Annotated in this window: 16 protein-coding genes; 2 read left to right on the forward strand and 14 right to left on the reverse strand. The window is 67.5% G+C overall.

Going from position 1 to position 15,230, the window contains the following annotated elements; all coding sequences use genetic code 11:
• Positions 1–37 precede the first annotated feature (37 nt).
• Genes J2739_RS06230 through J2739_RS06245 form a run of 4 tightly spaced genes read right to left on the reverse strand, consistent with a single transcriptional unit; the run spans position 38 to position 4,245 of the window.
• Positions 38–1,126 carry a phosphotransferase gene (locus J2739_RS06230; RefSeq protein WP_309899608.1) on the reverse strand — a complete coding sequence of 363 codons (1,089 nt, stop codon included), beginning with the start codon at positions 1,124–1,126 and terminating at the stop codon, positions 38–40.
• 18 nt (positions 1,127–1,144) lie between these two features.
• Positions 1,145–1,867: a Crp/Fnr family transcriptional regulator gene (locus J2739_RS06235; RefSeq protein ID WP_309899610.1), complete on the reverse strand. Its 723-nt coding sequence runs from the start codon at positions 1,865–1,867 to the stop codon at positions 1,145–1,147.
• Positions 1,868–1,923: 56 nt separating this feature from the next.
• Positions 1,924–2,703, reverse strand: a complete 780-nt coding sequence (locus J2739_RS06240; RefSeq protein WP_309899612.1) for an oxepin-CoA hydrolase, alternative type — start codon at positions 2,701–2,703, stop codon at positions 1,924–1,926.
• A 15-nt stretch (positions 2,704–2,718) separates the two neighbouring features.
• Positions 2,719–4,245, reverse strand: a complete 1,527-nt coding sequence (locus tag J2739_RS06245) for a 3-hydroxyacyl-CoA dehydrogenase (protein WP_309899614.1) — start codon at positions 4,243–4,245, stop codon at positions 2,719–2,721.
• A 152-nt stretch (positions 4,246–4,397) separates the two neighbouring features.
• Here J2739_RS06245 and J2739_RS06250 point away from each other — a divergent pair, with 152 nt between their 5' ends.
• Complete coding sequence (locus J2739_RS06250) at positions 4,398–6,536, forward strand: hypothetical protein (RefSeq protein WP_309899615.1); 2,139 nt, start codon at positions 4,398–4,400, stop codon at positions 6,534–6,536.
• Here the strand turns inward: J2739_RS06250 and J2739_RS06255 are convergent.
• From J2739_RS06255 to lexA, 4 genes are all read right to left on the reverse strand, one after another.
• Positions 6,526–7,698 carry an MFS transporter gene (locus J2739_RS06255; protein ID WP_309899617.1) on the reverse strand — a complete coding sequence of 391 codons (1,173 nt, stop codon included), beginning with the start codon at positions 7,696–7,698 and terminating at the stop codon, positions 6,526–6,528. The two genes, J2739_RS06250 and J2739_RS06255, sit on opposite strands and share 11 nt — an antisense overlap.
• On the reverse strand, positions 7,695–8,702 hold the full coding sequence (locus tag J2739_RS06260; RefSeq protein ID WP_309899619.1) for a D-2-hydroxyacid dehydrogenase family protein: 1,008 nt from the start codon (positions 8,700–8,702) through the stop codon (positions 7,695–7,697). Before J2739_RS06260 ends, J2739_RS06255 begins: the two co-directional genes overlap by 4 nt.
• Before the next feature lie 143 nt (positions 8,703–8,845).
• The gene (locus tag J2739_RS06265) at positions 8,846–9,175 is read right to left on the reverse strand and encodes a hypothetical protein (RefSeq protein ID WP_309899621.1); all 330 of its coding nucleotides are present in this window, start codon (positions 9,173–9,175) and stop codon (positions 8,846–8,848) included.
• A 146-nt stretch (positions 9,176–9,321) separates the two neighbouring features.
• Positions 9,322–9,996 carry a transcriptional repressor LexA gene (gene lexA, locus J2739_RS06270; protein WP_309899623.1) on the reverse strand — a complete coding sequence of 225 codons (675 nt, stop codon included), beginning with the start codon at positions 9,994–9,996 and terminating at the stop codon, positions 9,322–9,324.
• A 74-nt stretch (positions 9,997–10,070) separates the two neighbouring features.
• On the opposite strand from lexA, the gene J2739_RS06275 reads away from it, so the two are divergent.
• Positions 10,071–11,057, forward strand: a complete 987-nt coding sequence (locus J2739_RS06275; protein WP_309899625.1) for an asparaginase — start codon at positions 10,071–10,073, stop codon at positions 11,055–11,057.
• Positions 11,058–11,204: 147 nt separating this feature from the next.
• Here J2739_RS06275 and adk read toward each other — a convergent pair whose 3' ends face one another.
• The 6 genes from adk to J2739_RS06305 all read right to left on the reverse strand — a co-directional run bounded on the left by adk (position 11,205) and on the right by J2739_RS06305 (position 15,050).
• On the reverse strand, positions 11,205–11,861 hold the full coding sequence (gene adk / locus J2739_RS06280) for an adenylate kinase (RefSeq protein WP_309899627.1): 657 nt from the start codon (positions 11,859–11,861) through the stop codon (positions 11,205–11,207).
• Positions 11,862–11,986: 125 nt separating this feature from the next.
• A complete protein-coding gene (kdsB, locus tag J2739_RS06285) occupies positions 11,987–12,751 on the reverse strand; it encodes a 3-deoxy-manno-octulosonate cytidylyltransferase (RefSeq protein WP_309899629.1) in 765 nt (254 codons plus the stop codon).
• Between the two features lie 2 nt (positions 12,752–12,753).
• Positions 12,754–12,936, reverse strand: coding sequence for a Trm112 family protein (locus tag J2739_RS06290; protein WP_309899632.1), 183 nt, complete (start codon positions 12,934–12,936; stop codon positions 12,754–12,756).
• Positions 12,917–13,897, reverse strand: a complete 981-nt coding sequence (lpxK, locus tag J2739_RS06295; RefSeq protein ID WP_309899633.1) for a tetraacyldisaccharide 4'-kinase — start codon at positions 13,895–13,897, stop codon at positions 12,917–12,919. The genes J2739_RS06290 and lpxK overlap by 20 nt, the downstream gene beginning before the upstream one ends.
• A complete protein-coding gene (locus J2739_RS06300; protein ID WP_309899971.1) occupies positions 13,898–14,323 on the reverse strand; it encodes an ExbD/TolR family protein in 426 nt (141 codons plus the stop codon).
• A 94-nt stretch (positions 14,324–14,417) separates the two neighbouring features.
• Positions 14,418–15,050, reverse strand: coding sequence for a MotA/TolQ/ExbB proton channel family protein (locus tag J2739_RS06305; protein WP_309899635.1), 633 nt, complete (start codon positions 15,048–15,050; stop codon positions 14,418–14,420).
• Positions 15,051–15,230: the final 180 nt, after the last annotated feature.

Below are 15,230 nucleotides of genomic sequence, written 5' to 3' on the forward strand. Positions count from 1 at the left end.
TAGGGGAGGGCGCGGACCGGTCGGAAGCCGTGGCTTCTCAGGACCGCTGGGCGAACTGCCAGGCCATCTCGGCCATCGGCCGCGCACCGCGGCCCGAGGCCACGGCCTGCTCGCTCGACGCAGTACCGGCCTCGACCCGCTTGGCGATGCCTTGCAGGATTGCAGCCATGCGGAACAGGTTGTAGGCCTGGTAGAAATTCCAGTCGGGCGCCAGCGCCTCCGGCGTGGTGAGCCCGGTGCGCTCGCAGTACTTGCGGATGTACTCGCCCTCGGTCGGGATGCCGAGGCTCTTCAGATCGAGCCCGCCGATACCGCGGAAGGCGCCCGGCGCGATGTGCCAGGACATGCAGTGGTAGCTGAAATCGGCCAGCGGATGGCCCAGCGTGGAGAGCTCCCAGTCCAGAACCGCAATGGCGCGCGGCTCCGTGGCGTGGAACATCAGGTTGTCCAACCGGTAGTCGCCGTGCACGATGGATGTCATCTTGTCGTCGCGCGCGCTGTCGGGCATGTGTGCCGGCAGCCATTCCATCAGGCGGTCCATCTCCGGGATGGGCTGCGTGACCGAGGCCACGTACTGCTTGCTCCAGCGGCCGATCTGGCGCTCGAAGTAATTGCCGGGCTTGCCGTAGTCGGCCAGTCCGCGCTCGGTGAATTTCACCGTGTGCAGCGCGGCGATGACGCGGTTCATTTCGTCGTAGATCGCGGACCGCTCCGCGTTGCTCATGCCGGGCAGGGACTGGTCCCAGAGCACCCGTCCTTCCATGAACTCCATGACGTAGAAGGCGCGGCCGATGACGCTCTCGTCCTCGCACAGGCAGTGCATGCGCGGCACCGGCACGTCGGTGCCGGCCAGCCCGCTCATGACCTTGAACTCGCGTTCGACCGCATGGGCCGAGGGCAGCAGCTTGGCAACGGGGCCCGGCTTCGCGCGCATCACGTAGCTCTGCGTCGGCGTGACCAGCTTGTAGGTCGGATTGGACTGGCCGCCCTTGAACATCTCGACCGTGAGCGGCCCATGGAAGCCTCCCAGGTTCTTCTCGAGCCAGGCGGTCAGCGCATCGATGTCGAAGACGTGCTGCTTGGAAACGGCGCGGGTGCCAACGAAGTTGTCGAAGTCCTGGGTCATGTCACTGGGCGGCTGCTGTTATTGGTCGTCGGCTTCCGAGATGCGCATCAGCGCGGCACGATCCAGCACCACCAGGCCGCCCGGCTCGATGCGGATCGCGTCCTCGCGCTCCATGGCCTTGAGTTCCTGGTTGACGCGCTGGCGCGAGGCGCCCAGCAGCTGCGCCAGTTCTTCCTGTGCCAGGTGCAGGCCGATGCGCATCTGGCTGCCGTCCGCGAGATTCGGCACGCCGTAACTGCGCACCAGGTGGATCAGCTGCTTGGCGAGCCGCGCGCGCAGGGGCAGGGTGTTGAGGTCCTCGACCAGGCCGAACAGTTGCCGGATGCGCCGCGCCTGCAGCCGCATCAGCGCCTCGTAGAGCTCCACGTGGCTGGCGAGGATCTTCTGGAAATCGGCGCGCGCCACGCAGACGATGGTGGTGTCGCCATGCGCATAGGCATCGTGCGTGCGACGGTCCCCGTCGAACATGGCCACATCGCCGAACCAGATGCCGGGCTCCACGTAGGTCAGCGTCACCTGCTTGCCCGACACCGCGGTCGAGCTCACGCGCACCGCGCCCTTGGCGCAGGCGATCCACTGCTCGGGCGGATCGCCGCGCGCGCAGATCAGGTCGCCGTCCTTGTAGCGTTTGACGAAGGTGCATCGAAGAATGTCGTGACGCAGGGATGGGGAAAGAGAAGAAAACCAGCGACCAGCATTGATCGCCTCTCGTTCTTCGATGGTAAGAATGGGCTCGTCCATGGTCTGTCCTGTGCGTGACTGAAAATGCCTCGGCTTGTCGCCCGGGCGACGCGCCGCTATTCGTAGCGTGGCGTCTCTTTGGCGAGAAAGGCGGCGATGCCGATGCCCGCGTTGGGGTGGTGCAGATTGCGCACGAAGTGGTCGCGCTCCTGCGACAGCTGCGAGGCGAAGGTCGCGCTGCGCGCCTCGCCGAGCAACTCCTTGATGCTGGCCAGCGAATTGGGCGCACGCGCGTTGAGACGATGGGCGAGCGCGAGCGCCGCCGACAGGGCCTGGCCGCTCTCAGTCACCTCGTTGATCAGGCCGAGCGCGTGCAGGCGTGCCGCGTCGATGCGGCCGCCCAGCATCAGCCACTCGCTGGCGATCTGGCGCGGCAGGAATTGCGCGAGATGCCAGCTCAAGCCGCCATCGGGCGAAAGCGCGACGCCGCTGTAGGAGGCCGCGAACACCGCATCGCGCGCTGCGACGATGAAGTCGCAGGCCACCGCGAGCGAGAAGCCGGCACCGGCCGCCGCGCCTTCGACGGCTGCGATCACCGGCTTGGGAAAGGTGCGGATCGAGTCGATCCAGTTGTGCAGTGCCTCGATGCTCTCGGCCTGCACCGCCGGCTCGCGCTCGCGGTTGGCCGACAGCCGCTGCAGCGAGCCGCCGGCGCAGAACCATGGGCCTTCGCCCACCAGCACGACGCTGCGCACCTCGTTGCTGTTCTCTGCGCCGTTGAGCGCCTCGATGCCCGCGGCGTACATCTCGGGCCCTAGCGCGTTGCGCTGCGAGGGGTTGGAGAGCGTGAGCACCATGGTGCCGCCCTCGGTCGTGCTCTTGAGTTCTGCTGTCATTCGAATGCCTGTCTCTTACGCTTGCGTTTCGGGGTGGGTGAGGCTCAGGCCCAGCGCGCCGCGTCGGCGCAGCCAGGGGCTCGGACGATAGCGGGGATCCCCGTATACGGTCTGCAGGTTGAACAGCACTTCCAGCACGTTGGTGGGGCCGTAGAGATCGCCCATCGCGAGCGGGCCCTGCGGGTAGCCCAGACCCAGCTTCACGGCCAGGTCGAGGTCGGCGGGCGAGCAGACCTGCTGCTGGCACATGTCGGCCGCGATGTTCACGATGGTGCCGACCACGCGCTGGGTAACGAAGCCGCCGCTGTCACGGATCACGCTCACGGCCTTGCCGTCGCGTGCGAAGAGGGCATGGGCGGCGTCGCGCACGTCGTTGCGCGTCGCCGGATTGGTGGCGAGTACGCGGCGCCTGGTGGCAGCGTCATCCACCATCAGGTCGATGCCGATGGTGCGCGTGGCGTCGAGCCGCTCGACGGCCGCGACAGTGGTGACATCGAAGCCCAGTGGCGCGACCAGGATCAGGGCTGCGGAGGAGGGCGTGGCCCCGCTTTCGAGCTGGGCACCCAGCGTGTGGACCAGCTTCAGCAGCTCCGGCCGCCGTGCCGCGCGTGGCGAGACCCAGACTGCCGGGTTGCCCTCGAACACCGGCGCAGGTGCCTCCGGCGCCTGCTGCGCGACGCCGTCCACGTAGCGGTAGAAGCCTTCGCCCGTCTTGCGCCCGAGCGCACCTGCTGCGAGCCGCTGCGCGGTGATCACGCTCGGGCGATAGCGGGGCTCCTCGTAGTACTGGTGATAGATCGACTCCATCACCGGGTGGGAGACGTCGAGGGCGGTCAGGTCCAGCAGCTCGAAAGGGCCGAGGCGGAAGCCCGCCTGGTCCTTGAGGATGCGATCGATGGTCGCGAAATCCGCCACGCCTTCGCCGGCGATGCGCAGCGCCTCCGTGCCATAGCCGCGCCCCGCATGGTTCACGATGAAGCCGGGGGTGTCCTGGGCCTGCACGGCGGCGTGCCCCATCTGCGCTGCGTAGGCGGTGAGTTGCCGGCAGACCTGCGCGTCGGTCTTGAAGCCGGCGACGACCTCGACCACCTTCATCAGCGGCACCGGGTTGAAGAAGTGGAAGCCCGCCATGCGTTGCGGCTGCGCCATCGCGGCGGCAATGGCCGTGACCGAGAGCGAGGAGGTGTTGGTCGCCAGGATGGCCGAGGGGGCGACCACCGCTTCGAGTTCGCGAAACAGCTTGCGCTTGACCTCCAGGTCCTCGATCACGGCCTCGATCACGAGATCGCAGCCGGCGAGCGCCTGCATCGAGTCGACGGCGTGGACACGTGCCGACAAGGCATCGCGCTGGGCTTCGTCCAGCTTGCCTTTCTCTTGCAGCTTCTGCCACTGGGCCACGATCGCGTCGCGGCCGCGAACAGCGGCGCCCTCGAAGCTATCGAGCAGCAGAACCTGGCTGCCGGCCTGCGCGGCAATCTGGGCAATGCCTCGGCCCATTGCGCCAGCCCCGATGATCCCTACGTTGGAAAACTGCACAGTCATTTGATAATTGTCTCTCCGAGAAAATGGCATCTCCGGCGTGCATGCCAGAATGTGTCTACTTTCGATTACTTCTTAAGCTTCTATCCATTTTGCAACCACCACGTTTGGCTGCGGCCCTGTTTCTACTCGGGCTCGCATTTGAATCGTCTGCCTTGACCATCGGGCGGCCCCAGGGCGCCGTCTGGATCGGCAAGCCGCTGGACTTGGTGGTGCCGCTTTCGGTGGACGCAGCCGAGACCGGCGGCGGACTGTGCCTGGAGGCCGAAGTGGTTCAAGGCGACACGCGCCTCACCGATTCGAACGTGTCTGTATCGCTCGAACCCGGACCCACCGCAGCCAGCTCGCGCATGCGCATCCGATCCACTGCCACCATCGACGAGCCGGTGGTCAACGTGAACGTGCGCGCGGGTTGCCAGACGCGCTCCACGCGCAGCTATGTGCTGCTTGCCGACGTCCCGACGGCGACCTCCTTGCCGAGTGTGCCCGTGCCGAGTGTGACCGGGCCGCGTGCGGCCGCCGAGCCGCCTGCGCGCGCGTCATCGCGCATGGCGGGCGCAGGCTCCTCTTCAGGTCTCGAGAGTGGGGCCTCGGCGCGGCGCAACAGTGCTGCCGCGGCGGGCGCAGGCACCCAGGTTGACGAGGCGCCGGCGCCGCGCCGAAGCGCGTCCACGCCTCGCAAGCCTGCGGGCGTACAGGCGCCGCCGTTTCGGCGTGCTGCTGCTGCGCCGCGCGCGTCTGCTGCCCCTGCGGCCGCGCCCGCGCCGGCACCGGCACCAGCCCGTGCAGCCGCGCCCGGCGGATCGCGCCTGCAACTCGAGGCGGTGGAGCCGATCCCGGTCGCGCAGCCGAGCCTCAAGGCCACGCCCCAGCTGACGCTCCCCGCGGTGCAGGAGCCGGCTCGCCGCAGCGCCGCCGCCGCCGAATGGCGTGCCCTCAACGGCGAGCCCGAAGCGGCGCAGCGCGAGGCCCAGCGCATGCAGACGCTGGAGGCCACGCTGAGTGCGCTGCGCGAGCAGACGGCGCAGAACCAGCGTGCCCTGCTCGAATTGCGAACCGAACTCTCGCAGGCGCGGGAGGAGCGCTACCGCAATCCGCTGGTTTACGCCCTCGTCGGCCTGCTGCTGCTCGCGCTGATTGCGATCCTGCTGCTGTGGCGCCTCGTCGCGCGCAGGGCCGAGCCGGCCTGGTGGCGCGAGGCCGCGCCGACGCGCGACCAGGGGCCCACGCGTCCTGACGCATTGGGCGAATTGCATGACGATGGCGAAGAAGATGTCAGGGCTCCGGGGCGTCGGAGCAGCGCGAACGCCACCAACTTCGGCGCAGCCACCTTCGCAGACCTGGAACCCGAGGACGAGAGCGGTTTCGTCGAGTCCCATCCTCCCCATGCAGCGCGCGCCGCCGACGGCACGCCCCTGCGGCCCGTCAACACCGAAGAGCTCTTCGACGTCCAGCAGCAATCCGACTTCTTCCTTTCGCTCGGCCAGCACGACCAGGCGATCGCGGTGCTGCGCGAGCACATCGCCACCAACCCCGGCACCAGCGCCCTGGCCTATCTGGACCTGCTGCGCATCTACCACTCGCTCGACCGCAAGGACGACTATGCCCGCCTGGCCGACGAGTTCGAGCGGGCCTTCAATGCCTACGTGCCGCCTTTCGAGCAATTCGATCAGACGGGCAAGGGACTCGAGCATTACCGCAGCACGCTGGCGCGCATCGAGTCGCAATGGCCGGCGCCCGGCACCCTGGCGCTGATCGAGGAACTGATCTTTCGCAAGCCCGGAGTGAGCGAAGACGAGGCCTTCGATCTCGCTGCCTACCAGGAACTGCTGTTGCTCTATTCGGTGGCCAAGGAGGTGATCGATCCGGACAGCGCGCCGCCCGCGCCGGTCACGCCGCATTCCTTTGTCGACACCTTCGGCCACGAGCAGATGGCCACGACGCCCGCGCCGCTCGCAGGCGAGCGCCCGCCCGAGCCCGTCGAGGATGGGCCAATGCTGCCTGACTCGATCTACGATGCGATCGACGACACGCTGGAGCACGAGACCGTGCTGGTCCCGGATGGCCCCAGGCCAGTGCCGGATGGCCGAAGTAGCCGCGAGTCGGTACGCGTCCAGCCCGACGCCAGCCTGGACTTCAGCGACTTCGACAGGACTGCCTTCGAAACGATGCGCGCTCCGCTCGACACACCCAAGCCACCGCCGGCGCCTTCGGCCGATCCGCATGTGATCGATTTCGAACTCTTCGATCCGGACACCGAGGCCGAGATCGCGCCGAAGCCGGTTAAACGCTGAAGGCAGCGCGTCGCGCCTGGGCGCGGTCGACAGCCAGGCTCAGCACCAGTGCGCAAATGAGCATTGCGAATCCGGCCCAGCTCATCCCGGCGATCGCGTCGTTTGCCAGAAGCCAGCCGCCGGCCGCGGCACCCACGGCCTGCCCCACGTAGATGCCGGAGCTGTTGAGGGCCACCGAGCCGGGGGCGAGTGCCGGAGCCATCGACACCAGGCGCGCCTGCTGCGCCGAGTTGGTGGCGAAGCAGCCCAGGCCCCAAGGCACCAGGATCAGCGCCAGCCCGATGAGCGTGACGCCCAGCGGCCACAACAACAAGCTCAGCGCGATCAACGAGGTGGTGATGAGCACCATGCGCGGGGCGCCCACGCGATCGATGCTCCGGCTCACGAGCATGTTGCCCAGCAGGCCGCAGACGCCGAACCAGCCCCAGATGAATCCGAGCGCCGTGGCGTCGGCGCCGAGGGTCTCGCGCAGCACGGGAGCGAAGTAGCTGAGCAGCACGAACTGGCCCGAGCCCTGGAGCGCAGTGACCGCCACCACTCCCATCAGCAGCGGACTCTTGAGCACTTGCGCCCAGGCGGCCCGCGTCAAGGCCGGCGGTCGGATGCCGCTCGGCAACTGGCGCCAGATCCAGGCCGCGCTCAGCAGCGACAGCACCGCGATCACGACGAAGGCGGTTCGCCAACCGAAATGGCCCCCGATCAAGGTGCCCAGCGGCAGGCCGAGCACCGAGGCCATGGACCAGCCCAGGAAAACAAAAGTCACGGCACGGCCGCGCTGCTCCGGCGGCACCAGCAGGCCGACGCAGGCGGCGGCCTGAGGCGTGAAGATGGCGGGGGAGAGGACGGTCAGCATGCGCACCGCCAGCAATCCGCCGAAACTCGGCATCAGTGTCGCGACCAGATGGCCGGCCGCGTACCAGAGCATGGTGCAGGCCAACAGCAGCCGCCGGTCCCACCCCGCAACCGCGGCGGCAAGCAGCGGCGCGCCGAAACACACCACTGTCGCCCCGGCAGTGATCAGCTGGCCGGCCGTGGCCGCGCTGACCTGCAGCGAACCGCTGAGCTCGTTGAGCGTCCCGGGCACCACCATGATCCCGGTGCCGATCACGAAGTTGCCCGCCAGGAGGGCCCAAAGCGGCGCCGACAGGCCGGGGCGCTTCAACGTCGCACCTGCAGCGCGCCCGGATTGACGATGTTGGTCGGACTGCCCTTGATGAAGCTGACGACGTTGTCGAACGCCTGGCCGAAGTACATCTCGTAGCTGTCCTGCTCGACATAACCGATGTGCGGCGTGCAGATGCAGTTCTCCAGCCGCAGCAAGGCGTGGCCTTGCAGCGGCGGCTCGCTCTCGAAGACGTCGATGGCTGCGAGGCCAGGCCGGCCGCGGTTGAGCGCGGCGAGCAAGGCGTCCTGCTCGACCAACTCGGCGCGCGAGGTGTTGACGAAGAGCGCGGTAGGTTTCATGCGCGAGAGGTCCTCGAGCGTGACCAGGCCGCGGGTCTCCTCGGTGAGCCGCAGGTGAACGGACAGCACGTCGGCCGCGGCGAACAAGGCTTCGCGGTTGGGGGCCACCTGGAATCCGTCGGAGCGCGCGCGCGCGCAGCTCTCCTCACGGCCCCAGATCACGACCTGCATCCCGAAGGCCTGCCCGTAGCGTGCGACCAGTTGGCCAATGCGGCCATAACCCCAGATGCAGAGCGTCTTGCCTTTGAGCACGGAACCCAGCCCGAAGTTGGCCGGCATGGACGCGGACTTGAGGCCCGACTGTTGCCAGGCGCCGTGCTTGAGGTTGCTGATGTATTGGGGCAATCGGCGCATCGCCGCCATGATCAGTGCCCAGGTGAGCTCGGCCGGCGCAAGCGGCGAACCCGAACCCTCGGCGACCGCCACGCCATGCTCGGTGCATGCATTGACGTCGATGTGATTGCCGGCGCGACCGGTCTGCGAAATGAGCTTGAGCTTGGGCAGCTTCTCGATCAGCTGGCGTGAGATCTGGGTGCGTTCGCGGATCAGCACGATCACGTCGGCGTCCTTGAGCCGCACCGAGAGCTGCCCGATGCCTTTGACGGTGTTGGTGTAGACCTTGGCGGCATACGCGTCGAGCTTGGAGGCGCAGCGCAGCTTGCGCACTGCATCCTGATAGTCGTCGAGGATCACGATGTTCATGGCGTGCCATTGTGCCTCGCACCATCCACGTGGCTGCGTGCCGTGCGCCAGAAAGCGCAGGGCGCTCCTGGGGTATGTCCGCGCTTCGGGCGTCCGGGTCCGTGCTTCGGGCGCTCAGCGCGCCAGCCGGCGAAGCGTGGGCCTCAGTGCAGGCGGCCGGACGGCGTGGCGCCGGCTGCCTCCAGCGCTGCCAACCGATCGAGCTCAGCGCACACGTCGGCCATGCGGCCGGAGATCACGACGCGGCCTCTGCCCGTACCGTTGGGTTGCGCATCGACCGTGCGCACCACGCGCAACGGACGGGCGGGCGCCGAAAGGCGTGACGCCGGCACGGACGGACGCGCGGCACAACCGGGACGGATGCCGACGTAGCGCAAACCGGAGACGCTGCGGCGGCGCGACGGCATCCAGCGGCTGGCCAGCGATTGAAGGGGCGTGAAAAAGTCAACGAGGCTGAGCAGAGCGATTCCCATGTGAACTCCATGAAGGTCAGAGATTGAACACAGGCAGGATTGCTTGGATCGGCCGCGACAGGGTGATGGCCCTTGGCCATACGCCCGCCACCTGTAGCAGCCGCTTTGACGGCACGGGCGACTTCGCCGACGCCGCTTGTGCGGGGCTACATCAGCATCGTGTTGCGGATGAGGCCGACGGCGAGACCTTCGATCTCGAAGGGTTCGCCCGGCTGAACAATGATGGTGGGGTAGTCTGGATTCTCGGCATGCAGCTCGATGACCTGCTTGTTGCGCTTGAGGCGCTTGACGGTGACTTCGTCGCCCAGGCGGGCCACGACGATCTGGCCGTTGCGGGCCTCTTTGGTGGCCTGCACGGCCAGCAGGTCGCCGTCCATGATGCCGGCGTCGCGCATGGACATGCCGCGCACTTTGAGAAGGTAATCGGGTTGGCGCTGGAACAGCGTGTTCTCCACGTAATAGGTCTGGTCCACGTGCTCCTGCGCCAGGATGGGCGAGCCTGCGGCAACGCGGCCAATCAGTGGCAACGCAAGCTGTGCCATGCCGGGCAGTGACAAGGAGAACTGGCTGTTGCGCGATTCGTTCAGCGAGCGCAGTGCGTCGCCCTTGAGGCGGATGCCGCGTGAGGTCCCGCTCACGAGTTCGATGACACCCTTGCGTGCCAGCGCCTGCAGGTGTTCCTCCGCCGCGTTGGCGGACTTGAAGCCCAGCTCGGCGGCAATCTCGGCGCGCGTGGGTGGCGCGCCGGTGCGCGCGATGGCGGCCTGGATAAGGTCCAGAATCTGTTGCTGGCGGGCGGTAAGCTTGACGGCAAACTGCATGGGTGACTCCTTGCGGCACTGGCTGCATATCCAGTAGCTGTATTTTTAACCAGTTTCCGGAGCTTTGGCAAGCCATGGCCGATAACAATACCGAAAGCAGGCGCCGCGTGATCGTGCTGGGCACGGGCGGCACGATCGCGGGGCGCGCTGCACGCCCGGCCGACAACGTGGGCTATACCGCCGGCCAAGTGGGCGTGACCGAACTGCTGGAGGGCATCGTCGCGCCCCCGGGCGTCGCGTTGCAGACCGAGCAGGTGGCGCAGGCGGACAGCAAGGACATGAGCTTTGCGATCTGGAGACGGCTGGCCGAACGCTGTGCCCATTGGCTGGCCCAGTCCGACGTGGCCGGCCTGGTCATCACCCACGGCACCGATACGCTGGAGGAGACGGCATTCTTCCTTCAATCGGTGTTGGCGCCTTCCAAGCCGGTGGTGCTGACCTGTGCCATGCGACCGGCCACAGCGCTGACGCCCGATGGGCCGCAAAACATGCGCGATGCCGTGGCTGTTGCGGCCACCCCCGGTGCTCGCGGTGTGGTGGCCGTCTGTGCGGGCTCCGTGCATGGCGCCTTGGACGTGCAGAAGGTCCATCCCTACCGGGTCGACGCTTTCGACTCGGGCGATGCAGGTCCCGTGGCCTATGTGGAGGAGGGCGCCCTGCGCGAGCTCAGGAACTGGCCCCTTTCCCCGCCGGAGCCGGCACGCCATTGCTTCGTACGGATGCAGCAGATTGAACACTGGCCGCGCGTGGAGATCCTGATGAGCCACGCCGAGGCACGCGGCAGTCTCGTCGATGCCCTTGTGCGGGAGCGGCAGGCAGGGGCCGCGGAGCCGGTCCAGGGTCTGGTGCTCGCGGCAACCGGCAACGGCACTTTGCACGAGTCCCTTGAAGCAGCCGCGCTGCGGGCGCAGGCGGCGGGCGTGGCGGTTGTGCGTGCCACGCGCTGCCCGCAGGGCCGCATTCTTCCGGCGCCTGGTGCCGTGCTGCGCGACGCCGGTGCGCTGTCCCCGGTGAAGGCGCGCATTGCCCTGATGCTGGAGTTGATGGCCACCCAGCCCTGAGCACTTGTTGGAGGCCCTGCGCTCGGGCGGATGGATCTACCTGGCGTCGGAGTTGATGCAAGCTCCCGGTCGAGATAGGCTTGCTGCTGCCCGCCACCTGGGAGGCCGGGCAATTCCAGGCGCGCAGTCGCTGCGCAGCTCAGCGGATCAGCTCGACAGGGCGGCCAGGGCGCGTTGGGTGATCTCTTCGACCGTGCCGACGCCGCTGATGGCGCGGTACTTCGGCGCGGCCTCGGGCTCTGTCCTGGCCCAGGCCGCATAGTAGTCGACCAGGGGCCGGGTCTGCTGGCTGTAGACGTCGAGCCGGTGGCGCACGGTCTCTTCCTTGTCGTCATCGCGTTGGATCAGGTCTTCGCCCGTGACGTCGTCCTTGCCCTCGACCTTCGGCGGATTGAACTTGACGTGATAGGTGCGTCCGGACGCCGGGTGAGAGCGGCGTCCGCTCATGCGCTCGACGATGTCGGCAAAGGGCACATCGATCTCGAGCACGTAGTCCAGCTTGACGTTGGCCGCGCGCATGGCGTCGGCCTGCGGGATGGTGCGTGGGAAGCCGTCGAAAAGGAAACCCTGGGCGCAATCCGGCAGCGCAAGTCGTTCCTTGACAAGATTGATGATCAGATCGTCGCTCACCAGTGCCCCGGAGGCCATCACCGCCTTGGCCTGCAGGCCCAGCGGCGTGCCGGCCTTGACCGCGGCGCGCAGCATGTCGCCGGTCGAGATTTGAGGAATGCCGTATTTCTGGCAGATGAAGGCGGCCTGTGTGCCTTTGCCCGCCCCGGGGGCGCCCAACAAAATCAGTCTCATGGTGTCCTCGGACGGTTCTTCGATCTTCTGTCGCGCTCGGCATACCGGGAACGGCGTTGCATGGGCGGAGTTGTTTCGAGGATAGCATGCGCTCTCGCCCGAAACCGGCCCGTTCGCGGGCGAGATCAAGCGGCGGCGAAAAGGGCGCGGACCCTTGCGAGATCTTCGGGCGTATCGATGCCCGGACCGGGCGCATGCGCGCTCACGTGCACGGCAATGCGGTATCCGTGCCACTGGGCGCGCAACTGCTCCAGCGCCTCCGTGGCTTCGATCGGCGATGGTGGGAGGGCCGGGAACCGGCGTACGAAGCCCGCGCGATAGCCGTAGATGCCGATGTGGCGCAGCGGTGCCGGTGAGGTGGGCAGGGCCGTCGGTCCGTTCCGGGCGAAGCCGTCGCGCCACCAGGGGATCGGCGCCCGGCTGAAGTAAAGCGCATTGCCTTGGGCATCGAGCACCGTCTTGACGACATTGGGATTGAGGAAGTCCTCGAGGGAGTCGATCGCGTGCGCGGCCGTGCTCATCGCGGCATTGGTGCGCGAGGCCAGGGTCGCGGCCACCGCGTCGATGAGCTCCGGATCGATCAGCGGCTCGTCACCCTGGACATTGACGACGATCTCGTCATCCGTCAGGCCGAGCTGCACGCATGCCTCGGCGAGCCGGTCGCTGCCGCTCGGGTGGTCGGTACCGGTCAGCAGAGCCTCGATGCCGTGCGCCCCGCACGCGGCGACGATGCGGGCATCGTCGGCCGCCACCACCACGCGCTCGGCGCCCGACTGGCGCGCACGCTGAGCGACGCGCACGACCATCGGCACGCCGGCGATGTCCGCCAGAGGCTTGTCGGGCAGCCGCGTGGAGGCGAGCCGTGCCGGAATCAAGACCAGGAAGCGCAAGCTCAGAGTCCCAGTTCTTCGTCGGACAGCGTGCGGGCTTCGGTCTCCAGCAACACAGGGATGCCGTCGCGCACCGGGTAGGCGAGCCGTGCACTGCGCGAGCGCAGCTCTTGCTTCTCGGGATGCCACGTGAGCGGGCCCTTGGTTACGGGGCAGACGAGCAGTTCAAGCAGCTTGGTGTCCATCGACAGATGATAGCTTTGCGTCGAGTGCACGGAAGAAGGCAGCCTCGGGTTCGAACACCAGCGGCAGCGCTAGCGCATCGGGCGCGCGGTGCCACAGCTTGAGCGCGTCCTTCTCCGTGCAGAGCAACGTGTAGCCGTTACCCGGCGGCGGACGCCAGCCGGCGAAGTCGTAATGGTCGGGCAGCCCGATGCACTGCTGCGGCAGCAACCCGCGCTCGCGCAGCATCTGAAAAAAAGCCTCCGGCTTCGCGATGGCGGCGACCGCCACCAACGGCCGGTCGGCGAGGGCAGCCAGCGGCACCGGCGTGCCGTCCAGCCGCACGGCCTGCTCGGCCAGCGAACGCTGCGCCGTGAAGCCAGCGAAGGCAGGCCGCGAGCCGGTGTGGAGCACCAGGTCGCAGCGGCGCGGCCATCGCTCGCGCAGCGGGCCGGCAGGCAGCAGCCAACCATTGCCGGCGCCGCGGTCGTCGAAGACGCAGATCTCGATATCGCGCGCCAGCGCCAGGTGCTGCAGGCCGTCATCGCTCACGATGCACCGTGTGTCCGGATGGCGCGCCAGAAGCGCGCGCGCGGCCTCGATGCGCCGGCGCGCCACGAAGACGGGCGCCCCGGTCGAACGGCGGATCAGGGCCGGCTCGTCGCCGACTTCATTGGGGTCGCTGCCCTCATGCACTTCGCGGCAATCGTCGGTCGTCCGGCCGTAGCCACGCGACACCACGCCGACCTTCAGCCCGCGGGCCTGGAGATGGCGCACGATCGCCATCACGACCGGCGTCTTGCCCGAACCGCCGGCGATCACGTTGCCGACCACGATCACTGGCACGCCCGCGCGCTCGGTGGCCAGGAGGCCAAGCCCATAGAGCACTCGGCGGGTGGTTGCCAATGCGCCGTAAAGAAGGGAAAGAGGCCACAGCAGGCCCGCGAGTACGCCGCGCTGCAGCCAGATCCGCTGCAGGTTCAACTAGCGTCCCGCTCCTGCGGCCGATTGGGTGGCAAAGGTGATCTGCATGAGGCCGGCGCGGCGGGCGGCCTCCATCACCGTGATCACCGACTGATGTGCAGTGCTGGCATCGGCGCTGATGATGACGACGCTGTCCTTGCCGCCGTTCGCCGCGGCGCCCAGGGCCTCGGCCACGGCTTCCACGCTGCGCTCGGGCAGCACGGTCTTGTTGATCGAATAGCGCCCGTCCGCGGAGACGCCGACGATCACTTCCTTGGGATAGTCGCGCTGGGCGTCTACGTCGGCCACCGGCAGGCGCAGCTGCATCTCGGTGAACTTGCTGTAAGTGGTCGACAGCATCAGGAAGATGAGCACGACCAGCAGCACGTCGATGAAAGGGATCAGGTTGATCTCGGGCTCTTCCTTGGAGCCGTGGCTGAAGTGCATTCTTCTCATGGCCGCCCTTCGTCGGGCCGCCCCGGGGAGGCTGGACCCCCCTCGGGAGGGAGCGCTGCACACGAAGCGGCAAGCATGGGGGCGTTCATGACCGCAGCGTATTCAGGTGGCGCGCGAAGCGCTCGCCGGCGAGCTCGAGATTGAGCAGGTACTCATCGACGCGGGTGCGGAAGTAGCGCCAGAAGATCAGGGCCGGGATCGCGACGATCAGCCCGAAGGCCGTGTTGTAGAGCGCAATGGAAATGCCGTGCGCCAACTGCGCGGGATTGCCGGAGCCAACCGCGCCGCTGGTCGGCGACTGCGAGCCGAAGATCTCGATCATGCCGATCACGGTGCCCAGCAGGCCGAGCAGCGGAGCCGCCGAGGCGATGGTCGCCAGCGCGGGGAGGTAGCGTTCGAGCCGGTGAGCGACGATGCGCCCGGCTGCTTCCATCGAGGCCCGCAGGTCGTCCTCGGTCGACTGGGGGTTGGAATTCAGATGGCGGAACCCGGCCGCGAGGACCTCCCCAAGTCCCGAATTTTTTTCCAGCTTGGTCACCACGTCCGGCCCGGGAATGGCGTTGCGCGAGACCGTGATGGCCTCGTCGAGCAGCTTGGGAGGAAGGATCTTTGAGGTCTTCAGACTGGTGAATCGCTCGATGACCAGCGCGAGCCCCACCACTGAACAGGCGAGCAGCGGCCAGATCGGCCAGCCCGCAGCAACTATGATCGAAAACAAGAAAATCCTCCGGCCCGTGGACTGCAGATGCGCGGCGATTATCCACCGTCAGGGCAGATGTTGCGATTTGTATTTGCCTGTCAGCCGTGGCCCACAAATTCTGTGGATAACTTTGTGGCTAACCCGCCAACCAACCTGCACCCGGCCCCATTCCACGGCCCTCGCGCTGGATCGATTGAA

The sequence above is a fragment of the Variovorax soli genome (assembly GCF_031454625.1).
Lineage (GTDB): Bacteria > Pseudomonadota > Gammaproteobacteria > Burkholderiales > Burkholderiaceae_C > Variovorax > Variovorax soli_A.

Coding starts and splice junctions, on each gene's coding strand:
- J2739_RS06230 (WP_309899608.1), bottom strand. CDS start 1,126: ATGACCCAGGACTTCGACAACTTCGTTGGCACCCGCGCCGTTTCCAAG.
- J2739_RS06235 (WP_309899610.1), bottom strand. CDS start 1,867: ATGGACGAGCCCATTCTTACCATCGAAGAACGAGAGGCGATCAATGCT.
- J2739_RS06240 (WP_309899612.1), bottom strand. CDS start 2,703: ATGACAGCAGAACTCAAGAGCACGACCGAGGGCGGCACCATGGTGCTC.
- J2739_RS06245 (WP_309899614.1), bottom strand. CDS start 4,245: ATGACTGTGCAGTTTTCCAACGTAGGGATCATCGGGGCTGGCGCAATG.
- J2739_RS06260 (WP_309899619.1), bottom strand. CDS start 8,702: ATGAACATCGTGATCCTCGACGACTATCAGGATGCAGTGCGCAAGCTG.
- J2739_RS06265 (WP_309899621.1), bottom strand. CDS start 9,175: ATGGGAATCGCTCTGCTCAGCCTCGTTGACTTTTTCACGCCCCTTCAA.
- lexA (WP_309899623.1), bottom strand. CDS start 9,996: ATGCAGTTTGCCGTCAAGCTTACCGCCCGCCAGCAACAGATTCTGGAC.
- J2739_RS06275 (WP_309899625.1), top strand. CDS start 10,071: ATGGCCGATAACAATACCGAAAGCAGGCGCCGCGTGATCGTGCTGGGC.
- adk (WP_309899627.1), bottom strand. CDS start 11,861: ATGAGACTGATTTTGTTGGGCGCCCCCGGGGCGGGCAAAGGCACACAG.
- J2739_RS06290 (WP_309899632.1), bottom strand. CDS start 12,936: ATGGACACCAAGCTGCTTGAACTGCTCGTCTGCCCCGTAACCAAGGGC.
- J2739_RS06300 (WP_309899971.1), bottom strand. CDS start 14,323: ATGCACTTCAGCCACGGCTCCAAGGAAGAGCCCGAGATCAACCTGATC.